The sequence below is a fragment of the Amycolatopsis sp. PS_44_ISF1 genome (assembly GCF_032335455.1).
GTDB lineage: Bacteria > Actinomycetota > Actinomycetes > Mycobacteriales > Pseudonocardiaceae > Amycolatopsis.
Genome location: NZ_JANUXO010000004.1, coordinates 482,986 through 508,576 on the forward strand (window position 1 = coordinate 482,986; position 25,591 = coordinate 508,576).

At 72.0% G+C, this 25,591-nt stretch carries 24 protein-coding genes and 2 pseudogenes; 9 read left to right on the plus strand and 17 right to left on the minus strand.

The annotated features are described in order from the left end of the window. The first annotated feature begins 4 nt into the window (after positions 1–4). The 7 genes from NYF13_RS32090 to iolD are packed head-to-tail and all read left to right on the plus strand — an operon-like array spanning position 5 to position 7,521. On the plus strand, positions 5–1,075 hold the full coding sequence (locus NYF13_RS32090) for a substrate-binding domain-containing protein (protein ID WP_315661681.1): 1,071 nt from the start codon (positions 5–7) through the stop codon (positions 1,073–1,075). Beyond that, positions 1,072–2,106: an ABC transporter permease gene (locus NYF13_RS32095; protein WP_315661682.1), complete on the plus strand. Its 1,035-nt coding sequence runs from the start codon at positions 1,072–1,074 to the stop codon at positions 2,104–2,106. The genes NYF13_RS32090 and NYF13_RS32095 overlap by 4 nt, the downstream gene beginning before the upstream one ends. Continuing rightward, positions 2,103–2,888 carry an ATP-binding cassette domain-containing protein gene (locus NYF13_RS32100; RefSeq protein WP_315661683.1) on the plus strand — a complete coding sequence of 262 codons (786 nt, stop codon included), beginning with the start codon at positions 2,103–2,105 and terminating at the stop codon, positions 2,886–2,888. The genes NYF13_RS32095 and NYF13_RS32100 overlap by 4 nt, the downstream gene beginning before the upstream one ends. A 25-nt stretch (positions 2,889–2,913) precedes the next feature. After that, positions 2,914–3,903, plus strand: a complete 990-nt coding sequence (gene iolC, locus NYF13_RS32105; protein WP_315661684.1) for a 5-dehydro-2-deoxygluconokinase — start codon at positions 2,914–2,916, stop codon at positions 3,901–3,903. Beyond that, positions 3,900–4,796 (plus strand): aldolase, encoded by an 897-nt coding sequence (locus NYF13_RS32110; protein ID WP_315661685.1) that lies wholly within the window; start codon positions 3,900–3,902, stop codon positions 4,794–4,796. Before iolC ends, NYF13_RS32110 begins: the two co-directional genes overlap by 4 nt. Then, on the plus strand, positions 4,793–5,692 hold the full coding sequence (gene iolB, locus NYF13_RS32115; RefSeq protein ID WP_315661686.1) for a 5-deoxy-glucuronate isomerase: 900 nt from the start codon (positions 4,793–4,795) through the stop codon (positions 5,690–5,692). Before NYF13_RS32110 ends, iolB begins: the two co-directional genes overlap by 4 nt. Beyond that, positions 5,683–7,521: a 3D-(3,5/4)-trihydroxycyclohexane-1,2-dione acylhydrolase (decyclizing) gene (gene iolD, locus NYF13_RS32120; protein ID WP_315661687.1), complete on the plus strand. Its 1,839-nt coding sequence runs from the start codon at positions 5,683–5,685 to the stop codon at positions 7,519–7,521. Before iolB ends, iolD begins: the two co-directional genes overlap by 10 nt. Here iolD and NYF13_RS32125 read toward each other — a convergent pair. The 17 genes and pseudogenes from NYF13_RS32125 to NYF13_RS32205 form a co-directional block, all read right to left on the minus strand. Continuing rightward, a complete protein-coding gene (locus NYF13_RS32125) occupies positions 7,506–8,333 on the minus strand; it encodes an alpha/beta fold hydrolase (RefSeq protein WP_315661688.1) in 828 nt (275 codons plus the stop codon). The two genes, iolD and NYF13_RS32125, sit on opposite strands and share 16 nt — an antisense overlap. A gap of 64 nt (positions 8,334–8,397) precedes the next feature. After that, positions 8,398–9,456, minus strand: coding sequence for an NAD(P)-binding domain-containing protein (locus NYF13_RS32130; protein ID WP_315661689.1), 1,059 nt, complete (start codon positions 9,454–9,456; stop codon positions 8,398–8,400). A 44-nt stretch (positions 9,457–9,500) separates the two neighbouring features. Next, the gene (locus NYF13_RS32135) at positions 9,501–10,715 is read right to left on the minus strand and encodes a diguanylate cyclase (protein ID WP_396287809.1); all 1,215 of its coding nucleotides are present in this window, start codon (positions 10,713–10,715) and stop codon (positions 9,501–9,503) included. 491 nt (positions 10,716–11,206) lie between these two features. Further along, complete coding sequence (locus NYF13_RS32140) at positions 11,207–11,419, minus strand: hypothetical protein (protein ID WP_315661691.1); 213 nt, start codon at positions 11,417–11,419, stop codon at positions 11,207–11,209. Between the two features lie 157 nt (positions 11,420–11,576). Further along, on the minus strand, positions 11,577–12,689 hold the full coding sequence (locus NYF13_RS32145) for an XdhC/CoxI family protein (protein ID WP_315661692.1): 1,113 nt from the start codon (positions 12,687–12,689) through the stop codon (positions 11,577–11,579). Then, positions 12,682–13,488, minus strand: coding sequence for a VWA domain-containing protein (locus tag NYF13_RS32150; protein ID WP_396287788.1), 807 nt, complete (start codon positions 13,486–13,488; stop codon positions 12,682–12,684). Before NYF13_RS32150 ends, NYF13_RS32145 begins: the two co-directional genes overlap by 8 nt. A 262-nt stretch (positions 13,489–13,750) precedes the next feature. Continuing rightward, positions 13,751–14,581 (minus strand): annotated as a pseudogene (locus tag NYF13_RS32155) (AAA family ATPase). 60 nt (positions 14,582–14,641) lie between these two features. Further along, positions 14,642–15,184 carry an NTP transferase domain-containing protein gene (locus NYF13_RS36845; protein WP_396287810.1) on the minus strand — a complete coding sequence of 181 codons (543 nt, stop codon included), beginning with the start codon at positions 15,182–15,184 and terminating at the stop codon, positions 14,642–14,644. Positions 15,185–15,553: 369 nt separating this feature from the next. Beyond that, positions 15,554–16,189: pseudogene (locus tag NYF13_RS36850) on the minus strand (NTP transferase domain-containing protein); the annotation flags it as partial. A 58-nt stretch (positions 16,190–16,247) separates the two neighbouring features. Next, positions 16,248–17,054, minus strand: coding sequence for an IclR family transcriptional regulator C-terminal domain-containing protein (locus NYF13_RS32170; protein WP_315661693.1), 807 nt, complete (start codon positions 17,052–17,054; stop codon positions 16,248–16,250). 10 nt (positions 17,055–17,064) lie between these two features. After that, positions 17,065–17,469 (minus strand): 4-carboxymuconolactone decarboxylase, encoded by a 405-nt coding sequence (gene pcaC / locus NYF13_RS32175; protein ID WP_315661694.1) that lies wholly within the window; start codon positions 17,467–17,469, stop codon positions 17,065–17,067. Further along, entirely contained in the window at positions 17,466–18,272 is an 807-nt protein-coding gene (gene pcaD, locus NYF13_RS32180; protein WP_315661695.1) for a 3-oxoadipate enol-lactonase, read from the minus strand. The genes pcaC and pcaD overlap by 4 nt, the downstream gene beginning before the upstream one ends. 26 nt (positions 18,273–18,298) lie before the next feature. After that, complete coding sequence (gene pcaG, locus NYF13_RS32185) at positions 18,299–18,853, minus strand: protocatechuate 3,4-dioxygenase subunit alpha (protein WP_315661696.1); 555 nt, start codon at positions 18,851–18,853, stop codon at positions 18,299–18,301. Next, positions 18,850–19,584, minus strand: coding sequence for a protocatechuate 3,4-dioxygenase subunit beta (gene pcaH, locus NYF13_RS32190; RefSeq protein WP_315661697.1), 735 nt, complete (start codon positions 19,582–19,584; stop codon positions 18,850–18,852). The genes pcaG and pcaH overlap by 4 nt, the downstream gene beginning before the upstream one ends. A gap of 113 nt (positions 19,585–19,697) precedes the next feature. Beyond that, the gene (locus NYF13_RS32195; RefSeq protein WP_315661698.1) at positions 19,698–20,879 is read right to left on the minus strand and encodes a thiolase family protein; all 1,182 of its coding nucleotides are present in this window, start codon (positions 20,877–20,879) and stop codon (positions 19,698–19,700) included. Further along, positions 20,876–21,631, minus strand: a complete 756-nt coding sequence (locus NYF13_RS32200) for a CoA-transferase subunit beta (RefSeq protein ID WP_315661699.1) — start codon at positions 21,629–21,631, stop codon at positions 20,876–20,878. Before NYF13_RS32200 ends, NYF13_RS32195 begins: the two co-directional genes overlap by 4 nt. Beyond that, positions 21,628–22,437 carry a CoA transferase subunit A gene (locus NYF13_RS32205; RefSeq protein ID WP_315661700.1) on the minus strand — a complete coding sequence of 270 codons (810 nt, stop codon included), beginning with the start codon at positions 22,435–22,437 and terminating at the stop codon, positions 21,628–21,630. The genes NYF13_RS32200 and NYF13_RS32205 overlap by 4 nt, the downstream gene beginning before the upstream one ends. A gap of 289 nt (positions 22,438–22,726) precedes the next feature. Here NYF13_RS32205 and NYF13_RS32210 point away from each other — a divergent pair, with 289 nt between their 5' ends. After that, positions 22,727–23,677, plus strand: a complete 951-nt coding sequence (locus NYF13_RS32210; RefSeq protein ID WP_315661701.1) for a D-glycerate dehydrogenase — start codon at positions 22,727–22,729, stop codon at positions 23,675–23,677. Continuing rightward, positions 23,674–24,798: a glycerate kinase gene (locus tag NYF13_RS32215; protein ID WP_315661702.1), complete on the plus strand. Its 1,125-nt coding sequence runs from the start codon at positions 23,674–23,676 to the stop codon at positions 24,796–24,798. Before NYF13_RS32210 ends, NYF13_RS32215 begins: the two co-directional genes overlap by 4 nt. Positions 24,799–25,591: the final 793 nt, after the last annotated feature.

Consider the following 25,591-nt stretch of genomic DNA (forward strand, 5'->3'; position numbering starts at 1 on the left):
GACGATGTCCCATCGCTCGAGACACGGCCGGTCGTGGCCGCGCGGGGCCAGGACCGGCGACGCCCCGGCGCGCGCCGGTCGAAGCGGGCCACCGGCACCGCCCCGGGCCAGGGCCGCGCTGGTGGCCGCGGCCGGCTTGCTGCTGCTGTCGGCGTGCACCGGGCCGGCGGCCGAAGAGAAGTCCTCCGCACCCGTATCCGCGCCGGTGGACCACGGACCGCTCAAGGTCTCGGTGATCACCCACGGCACCGCGGGCGACGCGTTCTGGAACGTGGTGAAGAACGGCGCCGAGCAGGCCGGCCACGACCTGGGGGTAGGGGTCGAGTACAACTCCGACGGCGATCCGGGGGCCCAGGCCAAGCTGATCGACAACGCCGTCGCGCAGGGCACCGGCGGGCTGGTCGTGTCGATGGCGAACCCGGAGGCGCTGCAACCCTCGATCGAGGCGGCGGTGCGCGCGGGCATCCCGGTGATCACCATCAACTCCGGTGAGGACCGCAGCGCCGCGTTCGGCGCGCTGACCCACGTGGGGCAGAACGAGACGATCGCCGGCGGGGAGGCCGGGAAGAAGTTCAAGGACCTCGGCAAGAAGAAGCTGCTCTGCGTGGTCCACGAGGCCGGCAACGTCGGCCAGGCGCAGCGCTGCGACGGCGCGAAGACCGGGTTCGGCGGGACCGTGCAGACGCTGCAGGTGGACATCACCAACCCGACCGACGCCGAGTCCCGCATCCGCGGCGCGGTGCAGACCGACCCGTCGATCGACGCCGTGCTCACGCTGAACTCGCAGGTGGCGGCCCGCGCGGTGAGCGCGATCAAGACCGCGGCGGCCAAGGCGCAGGTCGCCACCTTCGACCTGAACTCCGACGTGGTGGCCGCGATCAAGGCCGGCGACGTGCTCTTCGCCGTCGACCAGCAGCAGTACGAGCAGGGCTACCTGCCGGTGCTGTTCCTCAAGCTGTACCGGGACAACGCGAACGTCGTCGGGGGCGGCAAGCCGGTGCTCACCGGACCCGACCTGGTCGACAAATCCACGGTGGACAAGGTCGGCCAATACGTGCAGAGGGGCACCCGATGACCACGACCCCGCTCGACGAGCGGTTCGTCGAACCGCGGCTGCGCGACCGGCTGATCGTGCGCCCGGAGATCGGCGCCCTGCTCGGTGCCGTCGTCGTCTTCGGCTTCTTCGCCCTCGTCACGGACAAGTTCTTCAGCGCCAGCGGGGCCGCGACCTGGCTCGACGACGCGGCGACGCTCGGCATCATGGCCGTCGCCGTCTCCCTGCTGATGGTGGGCGGCGAGTTCGACCTGTCGGCGGGCGTGATGACCGCGTCCACCTCGCTGGTCACCGCGATCCTGGCCACTTCGGCGGGCTGGAACGTCTGGCTCGCCCTGCTGGTCTCGCTGGTGTTCGCGCTGGCGGTCGGCGCGTTCAACGGGTGGCTGGTGATGAAGACCGGGCTGCCGAGCTTCATCGTCACGCTCGGCACCTTCCTGGCGTTGCAGGGGCTGAACCTGGGCGTCACGCGGCTGGTCACCGGCACCGTGCAGGTGTCGGGCCTGCGCTCGACCGACGGGTACGCCTCGGCCGGGTTCGTCTTCGCCTCCACCGTGGACGTCGGGGGCACGCCGTTCCAGATCTCCATCCTCTGGTGGGTCGGCGCGGCCGCGGTGGCCTCGTGGCTGCTGGTGCGGACCCGCTTCGGCAACTGGATCTTCGCCGTCGGCGGCTCCGCGCCCAGCTCGCGCGCGGTCGGCGTGCCGGTGGTGCGCACGAAGGTGCTGCTGTTCACCGGCACGGCGCTGGCGGCGTGGCTGGTCGGCTCGATCAACATCCTGCGCTTCGCCACCGTGCAGGCCAACCAGGGCATCGGGCTGGAGTTCCAGTACATCATCGCGGCGGTGATCGGCGGCTGCCTGCTCACCGGCGGCTTCGGCTCGGCCGTGGGCGCGGCGATCGGCGCGCTGATCTTCGGCATGGCGCGCCAGGGCATCGTGTTCGCGGGCTGGGACAGCGACTGGTTCATGCTGTTCCTCGGCGTCATGCTGCTGGCCGCGGTCCTGGTCAACAACGCCTTCCGGCGACGCGCGGAAAGGGTCCGGCGATGAGCGTCCCCCTGATCGAGGTCCGGGACATCGGGAAGACCTACGGCAGCGTCGTGGCGCTGCGCGAGGTGTCCACTGTGGTCAACGCGGGCGAGGTCACCTGCGTGCTGGGCGACAACGGCGCCGGGAAGTCCACGCTGATCAAGATCCTGGCCGGGGTGCACGCCCACGACCGCGGCGAGTTCCGGGTGGCGGGCTCACCGGTGCGGTTCGCCTCCCCGCGCGAGGCGCTCGACCGCGGTATCGCCACGGTGTACCAGGACCTCGCCGTGGTGCCGCTGATGAGCGTGTGGCGCAACTTCTTCCTCGGCTCCGAGCCCACGACCGGCTTCGGCCCGTTCCGCGCGCTGGACCGGAAGAAGGGCCGGGAGACGACCCGGAAGGCGCTGGCCGACATGGGCATCGACCTGCGTGACGTCGAACAGCCGGTGGGCACGCTCTCGGGCGGCGAGCGCCAGTGCGTGGCCATCGCGCGGGCCGTGCACTTCGGCGCCAAGGTGCTGATCCTCGACGAGCCGACCGCCGCGCTCGGCGTGAAGCAGGCCGGGGTGGTGCTCAGGTACGTCGCGCAGGCCCGTGACCGCGGGCTCGGGGTCGTGCTGATCACGCACAACCCGCACCACGCCTACCCGGTCGCGGACCGGTTCCTGCTGCTCAAGCGGGGCGCGGCGCTGGGCTCGTACGAGAAGCCCGAGATCGGCCTCGGCGAGCTGACCCGGCAGATGGCCGGCGGCGCGGAACTGGAGGCGCTCGAACACGAGCTGCGGACCGGGGAAACCCCGTGACGCCCGCACCGCCGCGGAGGCAGGCATGACCATCGAAGCGCTGACCGTCGGCCGGGTCGGGGTGGACCTCTACCCCGAGCAGAGCGGCGTGCCGCTGGCCGAGGTGGCCACCTTCGCCAAGTCGCTCGGCGGGACCGCGACCAACGTCGCGGTCGCCGCCGCGCGGCTCGGGCGCCGCACCGGCGTGCTGACCAAGGTCGGCGCGGACGGGTTCGGCGACTACGTCCGCCACGCCCTGACCGGCTTCGGCGTGACGCCGGAGCACGTGGGCACCTCCCCGGACCTGCGGACGCCGGTGGTGTTCTGCGAGCTGAACCCGCCCGCCGACCCGCCGCTGCTGTTCTACCGCTCCCCCCTCGCCCCCGACCTCACGCTGACCGAGGCGGACGTGCCGTGGGACCTGGTGCGCGACGTTCCGCTGCTGTGGGTGACCGGAACCGGGGTCTCCTCCGAACCCGCGCGGGCGACCCAGCGGAAGATGCTGGAGGTGCGAAGGCAGCGTGAGCGCACGACTGAGGCGGCGTTCCACCCCGCCGAAGCACTCCCTTCCGCTGAGGGGGCTTTCCACACCGTGGTGGACCTCGACTACCGGCCGATGTTCTGGCCGGATGCCGAGGCCGCGCGCGCGGAGATCGGCTGGATGCTCGACCACGTGAGCGTCGCGGTCGGCAACCGGGCCGAGGTGGAGGTCGCGGTCGGCACGGCCGATCCGGATGAGGCGGCGGACCGGATGCTCACCCGCGGGGTGCGGCTCGCGCTGGTCAAGAAGGGGGCCGAAGGCGTGCTGGTCGCCACGCCCGGCGGCCGCTGGACCGTGCCGCCGCGACGGGTCGAGGTGGTCTGCGGTCTCGGCGCCGGCGACGGTTTCGGCGGCGCGCTGGTGCACGGCCTGCTGTCGGGCTGGGACCCGGTGCGCATCGCGGAGTACGCGAACGCGGCCGGCGCTCTCGTCGCCTCGCGGCTGGCCTGCGCGGACGCCATGCCCACGGCCGACGAGATCGAGGAGATGCTGTGACGGCCCTGCTGACCGACGAGCGCTGGAGCCGGCTGCTGCGCACGCGCGCGACCGATCCCGGTGCGGTGCGCCGCGCGTACGCCTCCCGGCGAAGGCGGGAGAACCTGTTGTCCGACAAGGGAACGCTGTTCCTGGTGGCGGCGGACCACCCGGCCCGCGGGGCGCTCGGCGTCGGCGGCGACCCGCTGGCCATGGCCGACCGCCGCTCGCTGCTGGAGCGGCTGCTGGTGGCGCTGGCCAACCCGGCGGTCGACGGTCTGCTCGGCACCCCGGACGTGGTCGAGGAGCTGCTGCTGCTCGACGCGCTGCACGACAAGGTGGTGATCGGCTCGATGAACCGCGGCGGCCTGGCCGGCGCCGACTGGGAGATCGACGACCGGTTCACCGGCTACCACGCGAACGCGCTGGTCGATTCCCGGCTCGACGGCGGCAAGATGCTGCTGCGCCTGGTCGACTCCGACCCCGGCACCGTGCCGACCCTGCAGGCGTGCGCGGACGCCGTCACCGAGCTGGCCGCCCACGGCCTGATGGCGATGGTCGAGCCGCTGCCCTACGCCCGGGAAGACGGGCAGCTGGTGCTCCACAAGGACGCGGCTTCGCTGGCGCGCGCGGTCACCGTGGCGTCGGGCATCGGCGTCACCTCCGCGCACACCTGGCTCAAGCTACCGTCCACGGAGGACGCCGCCGTGCTCGGCGCCACGACGCTGCCGGTGGTGCTGCTGGGCGGGGTGCCCTCCGGCGACCCCGCCGCCGACCTGGTCTCGTGGGGCCGCACCCTGCGGCACGAGGTGGTGCGCGGGCTCGTCGTGGGCCGGAGCCTGCTGTACCCGCCCGACGGTGACGTCGGTTCCGCCGTGCAAGCCGCTGCGAACACCCTGGAGGCCGCGAAGTGAGCGCCCTGCACCGTCCACTCGGGACACTGTCCGACGGCACCGACCCGGTCCGGCTCACCCCGGAGGACGCGGGCTGGAGCTACACCGGCCTGCGGGTGCTCGAACTCGGCCGCCGGCGGCCGCGGGTGGTGGAGACCGGTGAGTTCGAAGCGTTCGTGCTGCCGCTGTCCGGCTCGCTGCGGGTGGTCGTCGACGGGGAGGAGTTCGAGCTGGAGGGCCGCGATTCGGTGTTCGGCCGGGTCACCGACTTCCTCTACGTGCCCCGTGCCGCCGAGGTGGTGCTGACCTCGGACTCCGGGGCCGAGGTGGCGTTGCCGATGGCCCGCTGCACGCGCCGGCTGGAGCCGAAGTACGGGCCGGCCGGCCGGGTGCCGGTCGAGGTCCGCGGCTCGGGGCAGGCGAGCCGGCAGGTGAACAACTTCGGCGTGCCCGGGGTCTGGGACCACGCGGACAAGCTGAACGCGTGCGAGCTGATCACCCCGGACGGCAACTGGTCCTCCTACCCGCCGCACAAGCACGACGAGGCCACCGGCTGCGAGGTGGTCAACGAGGAGGTCTACTACTTCCGCATCGCCGGGCGCGACGGGGTCACGCCCTCGCGCGAGGGCTTCGGCCTGCACCGCACCTACACCGCGGACGGCGAGCTGGACGAGGACGTGGCGGTGCGCGACGGCGACGTGTTCGTCATCCCGCGCGGCTACCACGGCCCGTGCGTGGCGGCCCCCGGTTACCCGATGTACTACCTGAACGTGCTGGCCGGCCCGGCCGGGGAGCGGTCGATGGCGTTCTGCGACGACCCGGCGCACCACTGGGTCCGCGGCACCTGGGCCGCGCAGGAGCCGGATCCGCGGTGCCCGGTGACCTCGGCCGAAGGGCGGGTGCGCCGATGCGGCTGACCACGGCCCAGGCCCTGGTGCGCTGGCTGCTCGCCCAGCGTTCGGAGACCCTGGACGGGCGGGAGGTGCCGCTGTTCCCCGGGGTGTTCGCGATCTTCGGGCACGGCAACGTGCTCGGCCTCGGCACCGCGCTGGAGGAGCACCGCGACGAGATCCCGGTCTGGCGCGGGCACACGGAGCAGGGCATGGCGCTCGCGGCGGTCGGTTACGCGAAGGCGACGCAGCGGCGGCAGGTCGGTGTGGTGACCTCGTCGATCGGGCCGGGCGCGCTGAACCTGGTGACCGCGGCGGGGGTCGCGCACGCGAACCGGCTGCCGGTGCTGCTGCTGCCGGGCGACACGTTCGTCAGCCGCGCGCCGGACCCGGTGCTGCAGCAGGTGGAGCCGTTCCACGACGGCACGGCGACGGTCAACGACGCCTTCCGTGCGGTCAGCCGCTACTTCGACCGGATCACCCGGCCCGAGCAGTTGCTCTCGACGTTGCCGCAGGTCGCGCGGGTGCTCACCGATCCGGCGGACGCCGGGCCGGTCACGCTGGCGCTGCCGCAGGACGTCCAGGCCGAGACCGGCGACTTCCCGGAGGCGCTGTTCGAGCCGGTCACGCACCGGCTGCCGCGCCCGCGCGCGGACCGCCGTTCGCTGACCGAGGCCGCCGCCGTGCTGCGCTCGGCCCGGCGCCCGCTGCTGGTGCTGGGCGGCGGTGTCCGGTACTCCGGCGCCGGCCGCCGCGCGCTCGACTTCGCGCAGCGGCACGGGATCCCGGTCACGGAGACCACCGCGGGCCGGACGCTGGTGCCGCACTCGCACGAGCTGCACGCCGGGCCGCTGGGCATCACCGGCTCCGCCTCGGCGAACGTGCTGGCCGGCGAGGCCGACGTGGTGCTGGCGGCCGGAACCCGGCTTCAGGATTTCACCACGGCGTCGTGGACGGTGTTCTCCCCCGACGTCCGGCTGGTCACGCTGAACGCGGCCCGGTTCGATGCGGTCAAGCACGGCGCGCTGGCCGTGGTGGGCGACGCGGACGCGGGCCTGGCCGATCTGGGCGCGCTGCTGGAGGGCTGGCGTGTCGATCCACAGTGGACGGCCCGGGCGGCCGAGGAACGCGCCCGCTGGGACGCCCACGTCGACGCGTTGCGGTCGGCCCCGGAACCGGTGCCGTCCTACGCGCAGGTGGTGGGCGTGGTCAACGAGCTTTCGGAGCCCCATGACTACGTGATGACCGCTTCGGGCGGCCTGCCCGGTGAGCTGATCGGCGGCTGGCGCGGCTCCGGCGAGGTGAGCATGGACGTGGAGTACGGCTTCTCCTGCATGGGTTACGAGCTGTCCGGTGCCTGGGGCGCGGCCATCGCGCACACCGAAGGGCTGGTGACCACGCTGCTGGGCGACGGCTCGTACCTGATGCTGAACTCGGACCTGTTCTCGGCCGCTTTCGCGGGCCACCCCCTCGTCGCGGTCGTGTGCGACAACGACGGCTACGCGGTCATCGCCCGGCTTCAGCAGGGACAGGGCGGTAAGCCGTTCAACAACTTCTACGCCGACTGCCGCACTTCGCACGCTTCGCCGCCACGCGTGGATTTCGCGCGTCACGCCGAGTCGCTGGGCTGCGCGGTATTCACGGCGACGTCAGTGGAGGACGTACGCGACGCGTACGCGAAGGCGCGCGCCGCAGCCATCGCGGAGAGCCGCCCCGCAGTCGTGGTGGTGCGGACCCGACCGTCGGCCTGGACGGAAGCCGGGGCCTGGTGGGAGGTCGGCGTCCCGGAGCACCTGGCCGGGCGCCCGGCCCTCGACGCGGCGAAGCCCGGGCAGGTGCGTTACCTGCATCGGTGAATTCCGGCCAGCCACGGCCGCAACACCGGCAGCACCGCGGCGGCCTGCATGGCTCCCAGGTGGTCGAGCCCGGCCAGGACCTCGACCGTCCAGCCGCGTCCGGCCAGCTCCGCCCGCCGGCGCTTCAACGGGCCCGCGAGGTCGACCGTGGTGTGACCCCAGCGTTCGCCGTACTCGATCCGGTCGGCCTCGCCCGCGAAGCACAACCGGGGGCAGGACGGCTGGGCCTGGTCGTCGGCGAAATCCTTCAGGGACTCGTAAAGGGTGACGAACTGCTGGGCCTGCCCGGTCGACATGGCGACCTCGACCGAGTCCCAGTCGCCCACTTCCCCCGGTCGGCCGGACGGCCCGGCGGCGGCCATCGCCCGCGTGGCCCGGGTGACCGCCAGCATCTCGGCGTACGGCCCGTCGAGCGGGGGGAAGCCGCCCATGGCCAGGCCGTCGAGCCGGTCGGTGCGCAGGGCGAGCTGCAACCCGGCCAGCGCGAGCCACGAGTAGCCGTAGTAGGCGAACCGCCGCGCTCCCGCCGCGTCCGCGACCGCCAGGAAGTCGGCGGCGATGGTGTCCGGGGTGAGGTCGTGCGGCCGGGGGTTCGCCCTGAGGTGGCCCTCGTAGTCGAAGGCGAGGACGCGGAACCCGGTCAGCCCGTCGATCAGCGACCGGCCCAGCGCCGGATCGGCGCCCCACTGCCGCATCGCCTCGGCCCGCTCGCCTTCGAGAGGCCGCGGGTTCACCGGGATCATCACCGCCGGGCCTTCGCCGTGGACCTCGACCTCGATCCGGCTGCCGTCTGTCAGCTGGGTACCGACCATGCTCCGCCGATCTCTTTATGCCGTAAAGTGATAGCGGGAGGTTAGCAGCTTCCCGCCGAAACGGTTACCGCCCGAGCCGCCGCCGGATCTCGTGCACGGCAGCGCGGCCGGCGCGGTTGGCGCCGACGGTGCTGGCCGAGGGCCCGTAACCGACCAGGTGCAGGCGCGGCTCGTCGACCACGCGGGTGCCGTCCATCCGGATGCCGCCGCCCGGCGCGCGCAGCCGCAGCGGGGCGAGGTGGTCGAGCGCGGCGCGGAAACCGGTGGCCCACAGGATCACGTCGGCGGGCTCGAAGGTGCCGTCGGCCCAGACCACGCCTTCGGGCACCAGCCGCTCGAACACGGGGCGCCGGTCGAGGAGACCGGACTCGCGGGCCTCGCGCACCTCGGGCGTCACGGCCAGGTCGGTCACGCTGACCACGCTCTCCGGCGGCAGCCCCGCGCGCACGCGCCGGTCGACCTTCGCCACGGCGTCGCGCCCCCAGTCCCGGTCGAACGGCGCCTCGCGCCAGACCGGCGGACGGCGCGTGACCCACGTGGCCGAGCGCGCGACCGGGCCGATCTCCATCAGCAGTTGCACGGCCGAAGCACCCCCGCCGACCACCACCACGCGCCGGCCGCGGAACGGCTCGGCTCCGGGGTAGTCGGCGGTGTGCAGTTGCCGTCCGGCGAAGGTCTCCTGGCCCGGGTAGTGCGGCCAGAACGGCCGGTCCCAGGTGCCGGTCGCGCTCACCACGGCGCGGGCGGCCCAGGTTTCGGCCGGGCTCTCGACCAGCAGCCGCTCGCCCTCGCGGCGGACGGCCGTGACGTCGACCGGCCGGCGCACGGGCAGGGAGAAGGTCTTTTCGAACCGGCCGAAGTACTCGGAGACGACCTCACTGGCCGGGCGTGAGCCCTCGGGCGTGCCGAACGCCATCCCGGGCAGGTCGTGGATGCCGTGCACCTTGCCCAGAACCAGCGAAGGCCAGCGGTACTGCCAGGCCCCGCCCGGGCGTTTGCCGTGGTCCAGCACGACGAACCCGGAGCCGTCGGCGAAACCCGCACGACGCAGGTGGTAGGCGGCGGAAAGACCGGCCTGACCGGCCCCGATGACCACCACGTCCAGCTCGTGATCAGCACTCATACAACGTTCAACAACTTGGCCGGGCCGGTATTTCGAGTCCGGCCTCACCCGGCGACGCGGTTGCGGCCGGCGTCCTTGGCCCGGTAGAGCGCGGCGTCGGCGGACCGCAGCACCTGGTCGAGCGTGCCACCGGCCTCCGGGTAGCAGGCGACGCCGATGGAGACCGACAGCCCGTCGACCCGGGCCGAACCGGAGACGACCACGGTCAGCTCCCCCACCGCGACGCGGACGGACTCCGCGATGCCCAGCACGTGCGTGGCACCGGTGGCCGGGAGCAGCACCACGAACTCCTCGCCCCCGAACCGGCCGACGGTGTCGCTGGTGCGCACCGAGTCCTCGATCGCCACCGCGACCGCCGCCAGTACCTCGTCCCCGGTCAGGTGCCCGTAGGTGTCGTTGATGCGCTTGAAGTGGTCTAGGTCGATCATCAGCACCGCGAACTCGCTGCCCGGTCCGCGACGGCGCGCGCGGGAGTACTCCCGGGTGGCGAGGTCGTGCCAGCCCGCGGTGTTGAGCAGCCCGGTCTTCTCGTCGGTCACGGCCGCGACCTGGAGCTGTTGCTTGAGCAGCAGGTACCGGTGCAGCAGCAGCAGCGGCGCGAAGACGAAGACCACCAGCACCGGCTGCGCGGCCAGGGCCAGCGCGGCCAGCCCGCCGAGGCAGAGGGTGGCGATCTCGAAGGCGTTGTCCTCCCAGGTGCCGATCAGGTCCGCGGCCGCGCGGCTGGCGGTGTAGAGGTAGATCCCGAACGCGACCAGAGCGATGTTCACCAGCTCGAACACGGCGGCGGCGAGCACGAGCGCGAACACCCCGCGCCAGGTTTCGAGGTCGGCTCGGTTCAGCCCGCAGAGCGCGAGCACACCAGAAGCCGCGAAGCAGGAAAGCATGGCCCACGCCGTGCTGGCCGCGAAGCGGTGCGCGGGCCGCGTACGCACGCCACGCCAGACGCGCAACCACAGATGGAGGTAAAGCACCAGCGCGAGCAGCGCGACCCAAGCGGGTGGCAGCAGGAACGCCCCGGCGAGGTACCAGACGGACGTGACGTTGATGTGCGTCTGCCCGCTCATCCACCGGCGCGCCCGCTCGATCCGCCGCGCCATCTCCGCCTGCGCGACCCCGAGCCCGACCAGCACCGCGAACGAAACGGGCCGCACCGGCCCCCCGAACTGCCCCGCGATCCCCCCGGCCACGGCCGCCGTGGCCACCAGCTCGCACCCGACCGCGTACACGATCCAGCGCCCCCGCGCGACGGACCACATCGCCCAGCGGGACGGCCAGCCGGGCCACGCCGCAAGCGTGCCCCGGGAGACGGCTCCCTGCATCGTGACGCCCCCACTGCGAAAAGTCGGCCGGCGAGGTTGCCCAGAGTATCCGCCGGGCTCGTCGCCCGTCGCCGACCCGGGCGATTTCCGGGCCGATCTGCCCCCTTGACCCTGCTCAAGGTAGAGCCGCAGGGCAGATCTCTCCTGTTCGGGTGATGCCCGGCCGCGTTCGGGGCAGGTGGCGCGAGGCCCCGGCCGATCCGCCGGGGCGAGGAGAGACGCAGGTCAGCGACGCCGCGAGAACCGGATGACCAGGAGGGCGCGACCACGGCCACGGGAACGAGCCGGCGGGCCCGCGTAATCCAGGAGGTCGATGGCGTCGGTCCCGCTGGCCGGGACACGGCCGGGGCGCCTGGCGGAACCGGAGCCTCCCGGCTGCCCGGTTCCGAAACCACCGGAATGGCGGGAGCGGGCCGGTTCGGAAGCTCTCAGGAGCCTTCGCCGCTCACCTCGGCGATCAGGCCAGGGCGACCCGTCACGGCCAGCTCGGAGGCGACCATCCTTCTCCGGGAAATAGCCAAATCCCCTTGTACAGCAAGGATATCGACCCACCCGGTCAGCACCCGCGCGAGGTGCTGCCGGTACTCGACGTCGGAGCGGCCGTCCGCGGCCAGGCGGTAGGCCGGTCCGGCAACGGCCAAGACCCGCGCATGACCGGCTTCACAGCCGAGACTGCGAACTCGCCGCACTCGCGGACAAGCTCTGAGGCTGCCCGTTCGCGGAGCGAATTTTCACTCCCAGGTGGACAACGGCGCCACGGACGGTCTTCACCGCACACCCGGGATTCCGGGCCGGGGCTCAGTTGTGGATGCGACCGGACAGCGCGGCCAGCCGGCGTCCGGTGCCGCTCCAGCGCAGCGCGATGATCTCCGCCGCGATGGACACCGCGGTCTCCTCCGGGGTGCGGGCGCCCAGGTCGAGCCCGATCGGCGAGGAGAGCCGCTCCAGCGTGGCTTCGCCGAAGCCGGCCTCCCGGAGGCGGGCGAAGCGGTCGTCGTGGGTCTTGCGCGAACCCATGGCACCGACGTAGCCGACGTCCAGGCCCAGCGCGACCTCCAGCAGCGGTACGTCGAACTTCGGGTCGTGGGTGAGCACCGTGATGGCGGTGCGGGCGTCGATGCGCCCGGCCGCGGCCTCGGCCGCGAGGTAGCGGTGCGGCCAGTCGACGACCACCTCGTGCGCGTCCGGGAACCGGCTGCTGGTGGCGAACACCGGCCGCGCGTCGCACACCGTCACCTGGTAGCCGAGGTAAGCGCCCATGCGGGCCATGGCCGCGGCGAAGTCGATCGCGCCGAAGACCAGCAGGCGAGGCGGCGGCTCGAACGAGTTGACGAACACGGCCAGCCCCTCACCGCGGCGCTGGCCGTCCGGTCCGTAGTGCAGGGTCGCGGTGCGGCCGGTGGCGAGCAGTCCGCGCGCGTCGTCGGCCACGGCGTCGTCCATGCGGGAGGAGCCGAGCGTGCCCGCCACGCGGTCCGGCCAGACGATCATGCGCTCGCCGACCAGGCCCTGGCGCTCGTGCTCGATCACCGTGACCACGGCGACCGGCTCCCCGGACCGCACCGAGCGCACGATTTCGGGCAGCTCCGGCATCGAGTCGCGGTCCACCTGCTCCACGTAGATGTCGATGATCCCGCCGCAGGTCAGGCCCACCGCGAACGCGTCGTCGTCACTCACGCCGTAGCGCTGCAGCACCGGTTTGCGCTCGGCGACGACCTCCCGGGCCAGCTCGTACACCGCGCCTTCGACGCAGCCGCCGGAGACGCTGCCGGACACCGTGCCGTCCGCGGCCACCACCATCGACGCGCCGGGCTCGCGCGGCGCCGAGGAGAACGTGGCCACCACCGTGCCGAGCCCGACGGTCTCCCCCGCCGACCAGCGGCGGTACACCTCGTCCAGTACGTCACGCATCGGCCATCTCCCCGAGCAGTTGTTCCCACGCGGCCAGGCTGTGCCCGGCCGACAGCCGGTCGATGTGGGGCAGAGCGGCCACGATGCCAGACTGGACCGGAGCGTACCCCGACCGCCCCGCCTGCGGGTCCACCCGGAATACGGCGTGCGCGAGCCGGCGCAGCCCCGCGAACAGTCCCGGGTCACCGCGCTCCCAACCGTCGAAGAACACCGTGATCACGGCCCGCCGGGCGGATCCGCGCCGCCCCCAGCGGTCGAGGAACACGCGCAGCGTCTCGCCAAGCCGCGTGCCGCCAGCGAAGTCCGGCACCGCCAAGCCCGCCGCGAGCACGGCCCGTCCCGGATCGCTCCGCCACGGCCAGGACACCCGGGCCGGCCGCGTGCCCAAGGTGAACACCTCGACCACAGCCGGATTCGCCCGCGTGAGGACGGGGGCGAAGCACAGCAACGCGTCGGCGCAGGGGCTCATCGAACCGGACACGTCGATGACCAACACCACCCGGCGCGCTCGTGTTCCCCGGCGGGCGCACAGGTGCACCCGGTTCGTGGCCAGCCGCGCGGCGTCGGCTCCACCTCGAACCAGCGAGCGAAGGTCGGCTCGGCGACGTCCACCTCGGGGTACACCCCACACCCGTCGCACGTCGCAGGCCACCCCGGCTTCGCACAGGGCCGCCGCGAACCCGATGAAACCCGCTAGTGAGTCCCTCTCCCAGTGTGCTCTCGGTGCTCCCGAAACCGAAAGGAAGCGGTCCGCGCCGACGCCCCTCCCCCGAGACGACGGCGCGGACCGCGGCTCCACGCAGCAGCCGACCCGAGGTAGCGAAGGGTGGGCGCGCGGAGCCGGCAGAGAAGAATCTGTTTTGCGGAAAAGAAGTGCGATCAGCGGGCGTACAGGAAGACCGCGCGTTCGCGGGCGCCGAACCGAGCGAGCACGGTCTTCCTCCTCTCGAGCGAATCTTTCACAACGACCGGACCAGCATGACCGCCCGGCCCCACGTGGGTCAACGCAATTAACGACGTCTCCGGAAACCCTTGGCGGACAACAGTTTTTTGCACCCCCGTCAGACGAAGGGAGCGTCCGACTTGGCCCGGACCCGGTCGAGGTTTCGCTGTACTTGAGCACGGCGCCGAGAGTGCAGGCCGCCGCCACGTCCAGTTCGTCCCGGCCCAGCGCGAGCAAGGCGCTCGCCCAGTCCAGCGCTTCCGCCGTCCCGGGCGGCTCCAGCAGGTCCATGGCCCGGAGCCAGCGCCTGCCTCGGCGACCTGCCGGGCCATGGCCGCGCCGACCCCAGGCACCCAGCGGCGCAGGATCCGCACCTCGCGGGACAGGTCCGGGTGCTCCAGCCAGGGGTAGAGGCAGCGACGTTCATCTCGCGGGTGCGATTGGAGGCCAGCACGACCAGCGGCGGCACCTCCGCTTGAATCTCGCCATACTCCGGGATCGTGACGATGTACTCGTCGAGAAGCCGAAGCAGAGGTCTCGAGCACGTCGTCGGCCCGGCCCATCTCGTCGATCAGCAGCACGCACGGGCCAGTCAGCGCCCGCAGCAGAAGCCGGGCCAGCAGGAACCGCTCGGTGTAGAGCGAACGCTCGGCCGTCGCGGCATCGAGCCGTCCCCCTTCGGTCACCTCCAGCGCGCGCAGGCGCAGCAACCGGCGCGGATAGTCCCACTCGTACAGCGCCTGCGTGACATTGCAGGCGCACCAGCGGCAGGCCGAGCCCGTAGGCCAACGCGAGCGCCAGCGACGTCTTACCCGTGCCCGACTCGCCTTCGCAGAACAACGGCCAGTGCAACCGCATCGCCAGGAACCCAGCCGTCCGCCAGCCCCTCGTCGGCGAGACAACCGGCCACATCCAGCGCCACGCCGAGGTCTTCTGGACACGCCGTCACAGTGCCGACGGTAGAACGCCCCGCTAACAACCCGCCTCGTGGTCGGCTCGCCGCCAGCACCTAACCGGGCAAGTCCGCCCGACGGTCGACATCCCGCCCGCTGCCCAGGTCACCGCATTCGATCAGGCGAAGATCGGTCCGGTTGGCCAGCCAATCCCGCGCCCCACGGTCACCGCGAGCCGCCCCGGCAACCTCCGGCCACCACCGACGGCCGAACAGCACCGGATGACCGGGCACCCCGCCGAAGGCCGCCCGCGCGACAACCTCCCCGCTCGCATAGCCGGCAACCCGGGCGATCACCTCAGCCCCTACCCACGGCAGATCAACCAGGTGCACCAGAGCAGCTTCAGGCCCGTCGTACTCGGCACGCATGGCTGGCGCGGTCACTTCGGTCGGCGCGCTTGATTCGGTGAACGCGGTCGGTTCGATCAGCCGGTTCGGCCCGTTCGGCGCGGCCGGTTCAGTCAGCGCGGTCGGTTCGATCGGCCCGTTCGGCGCGGCCGGTTCAGTCAGCGCGGTCGGTTCGATCGGCCCGTTCGGCGCGGCCGGTTCAGTCAGCGCGGTCGGTTCGATCGGCCCGTTCGGCGCGGCCGGTTCAGTCAGCGCGGTCGGTTCGATCGGCCCGTTCGGCGCGGCCGGTTCAGTCAGCGCGGTCGGTTCGATCGGCCCGTTCGGCGCGGCCGGTTCAGTCAGCGCGGTCGGTTCGATCGGCCCGTTCGGCGCGGCCGGTTCAGTCAGCGCGGTCGGTTCGATCGGCCCGTTCGGCGCGGCCGGTTCAGTCAGCGCGGTCGGTTCGATCGGCGCGGTCGGTTCGGTCAGCGCGGTTAGCCCGTCCGGCGCGGTCGGTTCGATGAGCGCAGTCAGTTCGGCCAGCGCGGTTGGTCCATCCGGCGCTTTTAGCGCAGTCGGTTCGGCCAACGCAGTCGATCGCATCGGCGTGGTCGGTTCGGTGAGCGCGGTGAGTGCGGCGAGACCGGCCCGCAGCGAGGCACCCATCCCCCCTTCCCAACCATCGGCGTACACAGCGATGGTTGGGTCGGGCAGCAACGCCCGAACCTCCTCCGCCGCCGCACCCACGACCACCAGCACCGGCTCGCACCCCGCCTCGACCAGCGCGCGCACCGCCCGGCGGATCAACGGCTCACCGTCTAACTCGGCGAGTGCCTTGGGCCCGCCGAACCGCCGCCCAGCCCCCGCCGCCAGCACAATCCCGGCCACGCGCGGCCTGGTTCCATCCCCCCGGAGCCCGATCCCGGCGCCCCCCGTCCCAGCCTTACCAGCACGCGGCTCAGCCCCAGCAACCGGAGACTCAGCTCCAGCACCCCCCGGCTCGGCCCCGGCTATCACCGACTCGCCCGCACCAGACTCGGCAGCTCCGGCGCCACCCCGGGCGCACTTGCCAACCCCGGCCCCGGCCCCACCCACTCGCGAGACGACCCCAGTAACCGCTAACTCACCACCATCCGGCGTACCAGCCAACATGAGCCCGGTCCCGCCCACTCGCCGCTCGCCCCGCATAACCGCCGAGTCATTCGCAGCCAACTCACCACTATTCGGCGCCACCCCCGGCGAATCGGCTGGCCGAGGCCCGGCACTGGCCGACCTCATCACCGCCAGCTCTGGGCTGGGGGGTCTGGTCGACGGCGGGCCGGTCTCGGCGGGGCGGTCAGCCACGGGCGGCTCGGGTCGGGCCGGCGGCGGACAGGTCGTTAGAGATGGCCGCGGCGGTGGCGCGCAGGGGCGGGACCAGCTCGGACTGGATGATCGCCGCGGTGGTGCGGCTGGCGTGGGTGGACAGGTTCACCGCGGCGACGACCCGGCCGTCACCGGCGTGGATGGGGGCGGCGACCGAGCGGAGACCCTCCTCCAGTTCCTGGTCGACCATGGCCCAGCCCTGGTCGGCGACGCGGGCCAGCTCGGCCTTCAGCAGCTCTCGGTCGGTGAAGGTGTGATCGGTGAGGCGGTCCAGGTTCGCGACGACGAAGTAGGCCTCCAGCTCCGTCGGGCTCATGTCCGCGAGCAGCACGTGCCCCATCGACGTGGCGTACGCCGGGAAGCGCGTGCCCACGTTGATGCTCACCGTCATGATCCGCGAAACCGCGACCCGCGCGACGTACACGATGTCCGGGACCTCCAGCACCGACACCGAACTGGACTCCCGCACCTCCGCCGACAGCCGCTCCAGGTGCGGCTGCGCCACCTCCGACAGCGACATGCTCGACAGGTACGCGTACCCCAGGTCGAGCACCCGCGCGGTGAGCGTGAAGTACTTGCCGTCCGTGCGGACGTAACGGAGGTCGACCAGGGTCAGCAGGAACCGCCGCGCGGCCGCCCGAGTCAGACCGGTGAGCCGCGCGACCTCGCTGAGCGTGAGGTGCGGCGCCTCCGCGCTGAACGCCCTGATCACCGCCAGGCCGCGCTCCAGCGACTGCACGTGGTGTGCTCCGCGACCGGCCGGTTCGCCCTCTTCCATGCCCGGAACCCTATCCGCCGGCCGGGGGCTGGGCCTTCGGCTCGCCCAGTTCGGCCAGCGTGCGCTGGGCGATCGCGATGGCCGTGTTCGCCGCCGGCACCCCCGCGTACACGGCCGTGTGCAGCAGCACCTCGCCGATCTCGTCCGCGGTCAGCCCGTTGCGGACGGCCGCCCGGACGTGCAGGGCCAGTTCGTCGTGACAGTGCAACGCGGTCAGCGCCGCCAGGGTGATGCAGCTGCGCGTGCGCCGGTCCAGCCCCTCGCGGGTCCAGACCGAGCCCCACGCCGCCTCGGTGAGGTACTCCTGGAACGGGCGGCTGAACTCCGTGGTGCGCGCGGATGCCCGGTCGACGTGTTCGTCACCCAGCACCTCACGCCGCACCTGCGCGCCTGCCTCGTACCGCTCTCCGGTCATTCGCCCTCCGTGAGGTGTTCCAGGATCAGCCGGGTGAATTCCGCCGGCTGCTCGTAGCTGCCCAGGTGGGCCGCCGAGGCGACCACCTCGAACCGCGCGCCCGGCACGCCTTCGGCGATGAGCCTCCCGTGCGGCTCCGCCGGGGTCGCCGGGTCTTCGGCCCCCGAGATGACCAGCGTGGGCGCGCCGATCTTGGACAGCTCGCCCAGCAGGTCCATTCGTTCGATGACCCCGCAACAGGCCGCGTAGCCCTCGCGCGGCGTGGCCGCGATCATGTCACGCAGAAAGGCTACGACGTCCGGGTGCGCCTGCGCATACGCGATTGTCAGCCACCGCCCGACGCCTGCCTCGGCGACCGAGCCGGTGCCCTCGGCGCGCACCTTCGCCGCCCGCTCCACCCACACCTTCGCTGGCCCCAGCTTCGCCGAGGTGCAGCACAACGTCAGGCTCGCGATCCGCTCCGGCGCGTGGACACCCGCCCACAGGCCGGTCATTCCGCCCAGCGAAAGCCCAGCCAGGTGCGCACGCTCTACACCGAGTTCGTCCAGCAACGCCAGCAGATCGGCGCCCAGGTCTTCCAGCTCGTACGGGCCCGGCGGCACCGGTGAAGCACCGTGGCCGCGGGTGTCGTAGCGGATCACCCGGAACCCATGCGCCACGAGCGGAGCCACCTGCGGCTCCCACATCCGGTGGTCGCTGCCGATGGAGTTGGCGAACACCACCGCCGGACCGTCGACGGAGCCTTCGACCACCCGGTGCACCCGAACCGCGGACACTTCACCACCTCCACTGTGGACATTCATAACGTGGACACTCACAGCATGGACACTCACAGCGCGAAGAAGACCGTCTCGCCCGCACCCTGCAGCCGCACGTCGAACCGGTAGCCGTCGCCGGTCCGGGCCGCCACCAATGTGGGCCGCCGCTCCTGCGGCACGCTCGCCAGTACCGGGTCGCCCGAATTGTCCTGGTCCTCGAAGTAGATCCGGGTGACCAGCCGGTTCAGCAGGCCGCGGGCGAACACCGAGACATCGAGGTGCCGGGCCTGGTCACCGTCCGCGGACGGCAAGATTCCCGGCAGCAGCGTGCAGATCCGGTATTCGCCGCGCTCGTCGGTCGGGCAGCGGCCGAACCCGCGGAACCCGGACCCGGCCCGCCCGCGTGGATCGTCCGGATGGTCGAACCGGCCCTCGGGATCGGCCTGCCAGGTCTCAATCAGCGCGTCCGGCACCGGTTCACCCTGGCCGTCGAGCACGGTGCCGCGGATCCACACCGCGCCCTCCGTGCCCTCCGGCACGACCCACGGGCCGTCCTCCCACGGCAGCGCGAGCGACAGATACGGCCCGACCGTCTGCGAGGGCGTGGTCCCCCACCGGCTCCTCACTGTTCCGCCTCCTCGTCCTCGAACACCGACTGCTCCCGCCCGCGGACCACGATGTCGAACCGGAAGGCCAGGGTCCACTGCTCCTCGGTGCGCTCGAGGTCGAAGCGTGCGATCATCCGCTGCCGGGCCTGCTCGTCCGGGATCGAGGTGAAGATCGGGTCCTGGTCGAACAGCGGGTCGTCCGGGAAGTACATCTGGGTGACCAGCCGCTGCGTGAACGCGGTGCCGAACACCGAGAAGTGGATGTGCGCGGGCCGCCATGCGTTGTCGTGGTTCTTCCATGGGTACGCGCCCGGCTTGATCGTGGTGAACTCGTACCGGCCGCCGGCGTCGGTCAGGGTGCGGCCGAGCCCGTCGAAGTTCGGGTCCAGCGGTGACGGCCAGCGGTCGCCGGTGTGCCGGTACCGCCCGCCCGCGTTCGCCTGCCAGGTCTCGACCAGCGAATCACGGATCGGCCGGCCGTCACCGTCGAGCAGCCGGCCGGTGACGATGATCCGCTGGCCCTGCGGCTCCCCGGGGTGACCGCGGGTCAGGTCGTTGTCGTGCTCGCCGAGCCGGCCGGGACCGAGCAGCGGGCCGGTCACCTCGGTGAGCATCTGCGGCAGCAGAACCAACGGCTGCGCCGGGTGCCGCAGCCGGGTGGAGCGGTAGTCCGCGAAGTCCGTCGACGCGTGCGTGCCCTCGGGATCCTGCCGGTAGCGCGGCAGGCGGAGCCCGGTCGGTGTGGCCACGTTTCCCCTCCCCGGTCGGCTTCTTGGGTCGTTCCAGTACTGATCCGATGGCGCAAAAGCACTTCTATGAGCAGATCGGCTGTAGCCCGCATCCACCTGCTTCGACTGGATCGCTACGGGCGTTCGAGCACGAGGGCGAGGCCCTGGCCCACGCCGATGCAGATCGCGGCCAGCCCCCAGCGGCCGCCGGTGCGGCGGAGCTGGTGCGCGAGCGTGCCGATGATCCGGCCGCCCGACGCACCGAGCGGGTGACCGATGGCGATGGCCCCGCCGTTGACGTTCACGATCTCCGGGTCGAGCTTCGACCACTCCTTCAGGCAGGCCAGCGACTGCGCGGCGAACGCCTCGTTCAGCTCCACCGCGGCGAGGTCGCCCCAGTCGATACCGGCTCGGGCCAAGGCGATCTCTGCCGCCCGGACCGGGCCGATGCCGAACACGTCCGGATCGACGCCGGCGGCACCGCGCCCGGCGATTCGTGCCAGCGGCTCCCGGCCGAGCAGCCCGGCCGCGGCCTCGTCACCGAGCAGCAGCGCCGAAGCGCCGTCGTTCAGCGGCGACGCGTTGCCCGCCGTGACCGTGCCGTTCTCCTTGCGGAACACCGTCTTCAGCTTGGCCAGCTTGGCCACGGTGGAGTCCGGCCGGATGCCCTCGTCCCGGGTCAGCTCGACCCCGGCCACCGGCACCACGTGATCCCCGTAGAAGCCCTCGTCCCACGCGCGGGCCGCGTTCTCGTGGCTGCGCGCGGCGAAGGCGTCCTGCTCCTCGCGGCTGATGCCGTAACGCTCGGCGAGCAGCTCGGTGGACTCACCGAGCGAGACGGTCCACTGCGAGGGCATCGCCGGGTTGACCATCCGCCAGCCGAGCGCGGTGTTGTACAGCGTCTGATTGCCGGCCGGGAACGCCTTATCCGGCTTGGGCATCACCAGCGGCGAGCGGCTCATCGACTCCACCCCGCCCGCGACCACCAGCGAAGCGTCACCGACTTGGATCGCCCGGCTCGCCTGCACGGTCGCCTCGACCCCGGAGCCGCACAGCCGGTTCACCGTGGACCCGGGCACCGAGGTCGGCCAGCCTGCGAGCAGGGCAGCCATCCGGGCCACGTTGCGGTTGTCCTCCCCGGCGCCGTTGGCGTCGCCGAGCACCACTTCATCCACAGTGGACGGATCAAGCCCGTTGCGCTCGCCCAGCGCGCGCAGCACCCCCGCGGCGAGGTCGTCGGGACGCACCCCGGACAGGGCGCCGCCGTAGCGCCCGAAGGGGGTGCGGATCGCGTCGAGTACGTATGCGTCGCTCATTCGCCGGCCTTCTTCAGTTCGCGGAGCAGGGTCAGTTCTCGTTCGGTGGGTGCGGGGGTGGTCTTCAAGTCCGCACCCACCTTCAGTGTCCACCCGGTCGAGGAGACGGCCTGTTCGAGCCGCACCCCCGGGTGCAGTTCGGTGAGGATCAGCTCGGCGGTCTCCGGATCGGGCCGGAGCAGGCCCAGATCGGTGACGACGAGGGTGGGGCCCGCACCGCGCAGGCCGAGCCGCTCGCGGTCGCCCCGGCCGCTGCCGTGGCCGAAGGAGGTCACGAAGTCGACCTTTTCCACGAATGCGCGCGGGTTCTGCCGCAGCACCACGAACACCTCGCGGCAAGAGGCCGCGATCTCCGGCGCTCCGCCCGCACCGGGCAGTCGGACTTTCGGATCGTGGTAGTCGGAGCCGATCACCGTGGTGTTGATGTTGCCGAACTTGTCCAGTTGCGCGGCGCCGAGGAAGCCGACGTCGATCCGTCCCGGTTGCAGCCAGTAGTTGAACACTTCGGGCACGCTCACCACCGCGTCCGCCGTGTCGGCCAGCTCGCCGTCACCGATCGACAGCGGCAGCCGGGACGGTTTGGCGCCGAGGCAGCCCGATTCGTAGATCAGCGTCAGGTCCGGCGCGTGCGTGCGGCGCGCGAGGTTGGCCGCGGTGCTGGGTAGGCCGATGCCCACGAAGCACGACATGCCCTCGCCGAGCGCTCGCGCGGCGGCGACGCTCATCATCTCGTCGGCGGTGTACTTCCTCACGCCTTCATCCCCCTCAGCCCGCCCAGCCATTTCGTGAACGCCTCACGGTCGCGGCCGATCTCGTCCCAGGTCTGGTACGCGGCGTTGTCGCGCTCGTAGTAGCCCGCGGCGTACGAGGGCTTGGCCCCGCCCGGAACCTCGGCGACCGCGGTGACGGCCCAGGTGGGCAGCACCACCGCCCCCGGCCGGGGCTCCAATTCCTCCACGATCTCCTCGACGGTAACCAGCGAGCGCTTCGCCGCCAGCACCGCCTCCTTCTGCACACCCGCGATCCCCCACAGCTGCACGTTGCCGGCCCGGTCGGCCCGCTGCGCGTGGACGATCGAGACGTCCGGGTTCAGCGCCGGCACGGCGGCCAGCCGCTCGCCGGTGAACGGGCAGGTGATCGGCTTGATCGTGTCGGTCTGGGCCGGCAGGTCGGTGCCGGTGTACCCGCGCAGCACGGCGAACGGCAGCCCGGACGCACCCGCGACGTAGCGGTTGGCCATGCCCGCGTGACTGTGCTCCTCGATCTCCAGCGGCACCGGCCAGGAGTGCTGCACGGCGTCGCGGAAGCGGTGCAGCGAGCCGATGCCGGGATTGCCGCCCCAGGAGAAGATCAGCTTGCTCGCACAGCCGGCCCCGATCAGCTGGTCGTAGACGATGTCCGGGGTCATCCGCACGAGGGTCAGCCCGGTGCGGCCCTGCCGGATGATCTCGTGCCCGGCCGCGACCGGGATGAGGTGCGTGAAGCCCTCGAGCGCGACAGTGTCCCCGTCGTGCACCAGCTCGGCGACTGCCTCGCCGAGTGACAGCACCCTGGCCATCGGCTTCCCCTCATCTTGAGTCTCGGTCTCAGTCTCGTCGTCGAATGTTCGCATTGCGCACATTCGTTCTTGATGAGAACATAGCACGAGCAGCACCCCGGGACGAGCGTTCGTCCGGGTGAAGACCAGGAAGGAGCAAGGGCCGTGCAGACGAAGTCGGACTCACGGGGCCAACGGGGGCGGCCACGGCAATCATCAGCGAGTTCAGGTGAACCGGTAGTGGTTACGCGAGCCGGCTGGTGCGGTTGCGACCCGGGTCTCGCCCAAGGTCCGGCACTAGGCTGCACCCATGCGCCCGACCATTGCCGTCACCCGCTGGATCCCGGACGAAGCACTGGAGGTGCTCGCGCAGGCGGGCGAGGTGAAGCTGTCCGACGCCGACCGGCCGCTGATGCCCGAAGAGCTGCGGGACCACGTCGCGGGCGCATCCGCCGTGGTTTCGATGCTGCACGACCGGGTCGACGGATCTCTGGCCGAAGCCGGGGGGCCAGGGCTGAAGGTCGTCGCGAATGTCGCGGTGGGCTACGACAACGTCGACGTGGCCGTCCTGGCTGCCCGCGGCGTCACCGTCACCAACACCCCAGGGGTGCTCACCGATGCGACGGCGGACCTGGCGTTCGGGCTGCTGCTGGCTGTCACCCGGCGGCTGGGCGAGGGCGAGCGGCTGATCCGCGCGCGCACGCCGTGGTCGTTCCACCTCGGTTTCCTGCTCGGCTCGGGGCTGCAGGGGAAGACGCTCGGCATCGTCGGGCCCGGGCAGATCGGCCGCGCCGTGGCCCGGCGGGCGGCGGCGTTCGGACTCCGGACCGTCTACTCCGGACGGTCGGCAAAACCGGGTCTCGAAGGCGAGTTCCTGCCGTTCGAGGAGCTGCTGCGGCAGTCGGACTTCGTCTCGCTGCACTGCCCGCTGACCCCGGAGACGCGCCATCTCATCGACGCCCGGGCATTACAGACCATGAAACCCGGCGCTTACCTGGTGAACACCACCCGGGGCCTGGTCGTCGACGAGTCCGCGCTGGCCGACGCCCTGGAGGCGGGCGAGATCGCGGGCGCGGCGCTCGACGTGTTCGAAGCCGAGCCCGAGATCGAGCCCCGGCTGCTCGGCCGGGAAGACGTGGTGCTGACCCCGCACCTGGGCTCGGCGACCGTGGAGACCAGGACCGCGATGGCCGTGCTGGCCGCGCGCAACGTGACCTCGGTGCTCACCGGGGGTCAACCGCTGACGGAGGTACGGCCTTGACCCGGGTCGTCATCGCGCCGGACAAGTTCAAGGGCAGTCTGACCGCGGTCGAGGCGGCCGAGGCCATCGCACTGGGCGTGCGGGACGAGCTGCCGGACGCCGACGTCGTCCTCTGCCCGGTCGCCGACGGCGGTGAGGGCACGATCGAGGTGCTGGAGAACGCGGGCGGCCGGATCGTGCGGCTGTCCGTGCGAGGGCCGCTGGACGAAGCGGTCGACGCTCGGTACGTGGTGCTCGACGGCACGGCGTACGTCGAGTCGGCGCGCGCGTGCGGTATCGAATTCGTGACGCCGTCGCCGGAAGTCGCGCTCGGCGCGCACACCTGGGGCGTCGGCGAGCTGCTGGCCGACGCGCTGGTGCACGGCGCCCGCAGACTCGTGCTGACTGTCGGCGGCACCGCGAGCACCGACGGCGGTGCGGGCATGCTGGCGGCGCTCGGCGCGGGGGTGCTGGACGCCTTCGACTCCCCCATCGGGCTCGGCGGCGGCACGCTCTCCCGGGTGGCGAAAGTGGAATTGGGCCCGGTCCGCGAGCGGCTGGGCTCGGTGCCGGTGGCCGTCGCCACGGATGTGACCAACCCGCTGCTCGGCCCGGACGGGGCCGCGGCGGTGTTCGGACCCCAGAAGGGCGCCGGGACGGACGAGGTCGCCGCGCTGGACGCCGCGCTCGGACGCTGGGCGATCGCGCTGGCGAACGCGGGCACGCCGGAGGTCGCGAATCTCGCCGGAGCGGGCGCCGGCGGCGGTATCGCGGCGGGCGCCATCGCGGGGCTGAGCGCGACCGCGGAGTCGGGCTTCGACCTGATCGCCGGGCTGACCGGAGTGGACACCGCGCTGATCGGCGCGGACCTGGTGATCACCGGCGAGGGCTCACTGGACGAGCAAAGCCTGGCCGGTAAGGCTCCGGCGGGAATCGCGGACCGGGCTCGCCGCGCGGCCGTGCCGCTGCTGGTGCTGGCCGGGCGCATCCGGCTGGACTCCGCCCGGCTGACCGGGCTGGGGGTGGTGGGCAGCAGCGCGCTGATCGACCACGCACCATCGCTAGACCACGCCCGTACGCACGCGGCAGAGCTGTTACGCGCCCGAGCCGCAGTGCTGGTCCGCGATTGGGCGAGTTGCTGAAGGCCGCGATAGAGCCGCCACCCGGTCATGGCGGAACGACGGGCTTAGTCTGGGCCTAGCTGCCGCGCGGCAAAGTTGGGTCGGTTGGCTGAGCTCCAAAACGAGCTGCCGCACGGCAAAACCAGACGACCAGCTGAAGCCCGGACCGCACAACGGCATGATGAAAGCTGGAACGGCTGGCTGAGGTTCAGGACGAGCTGCCGCGCGGCAATGCGAGGGCTACGGGCTGAGTCCAGGCAGGCAACCGCGCGGCGAAGTTAAGGCGGTTGGCTGAGGCTTGGGACGAGCTGCCGAGGCGATGTCAGGACGCCGGGCTGAAGTCCGAACCGGGGCAACCGTGTGACGAAGCTGGGGCAGCTGGCTAAGGTCCAGGGCGAAGCTGCAGAGGCGATGCCAGGGCGCCAGGCCGAACCCCGGTCCGAGCTGCCGCGCGGCCAAGCCGGGGACGGCTGGCTAAGGTCTAGGACAAGCTGCCGAGGCGATACCAGGACGCCAGGCTAAGTCTGGGTTGAGCAACCGCGAAGCCAAGCCGGGACGGCTGGCCGAAATTCGGGACGAGCTGCCGTACGCCGGCACGGGGAGACGAGCTGAGTCAAGGCCGGGCAACCACGCGGCGAAGCTGAAGTTCAAGACGAGTTGCCGCACTCCAGCACGGGACAATGGGATGAGTCTGAGCCGAAACTCCGGGCGCCGGTGCCACGAACCGCTGGGCTGATGGTCCCCAAGCAGTCTCCTGTGGCAGTACCGCGATGGCGACGTCGCAAGTTGCGCCCTGTTGCACGTCCAGCACCTT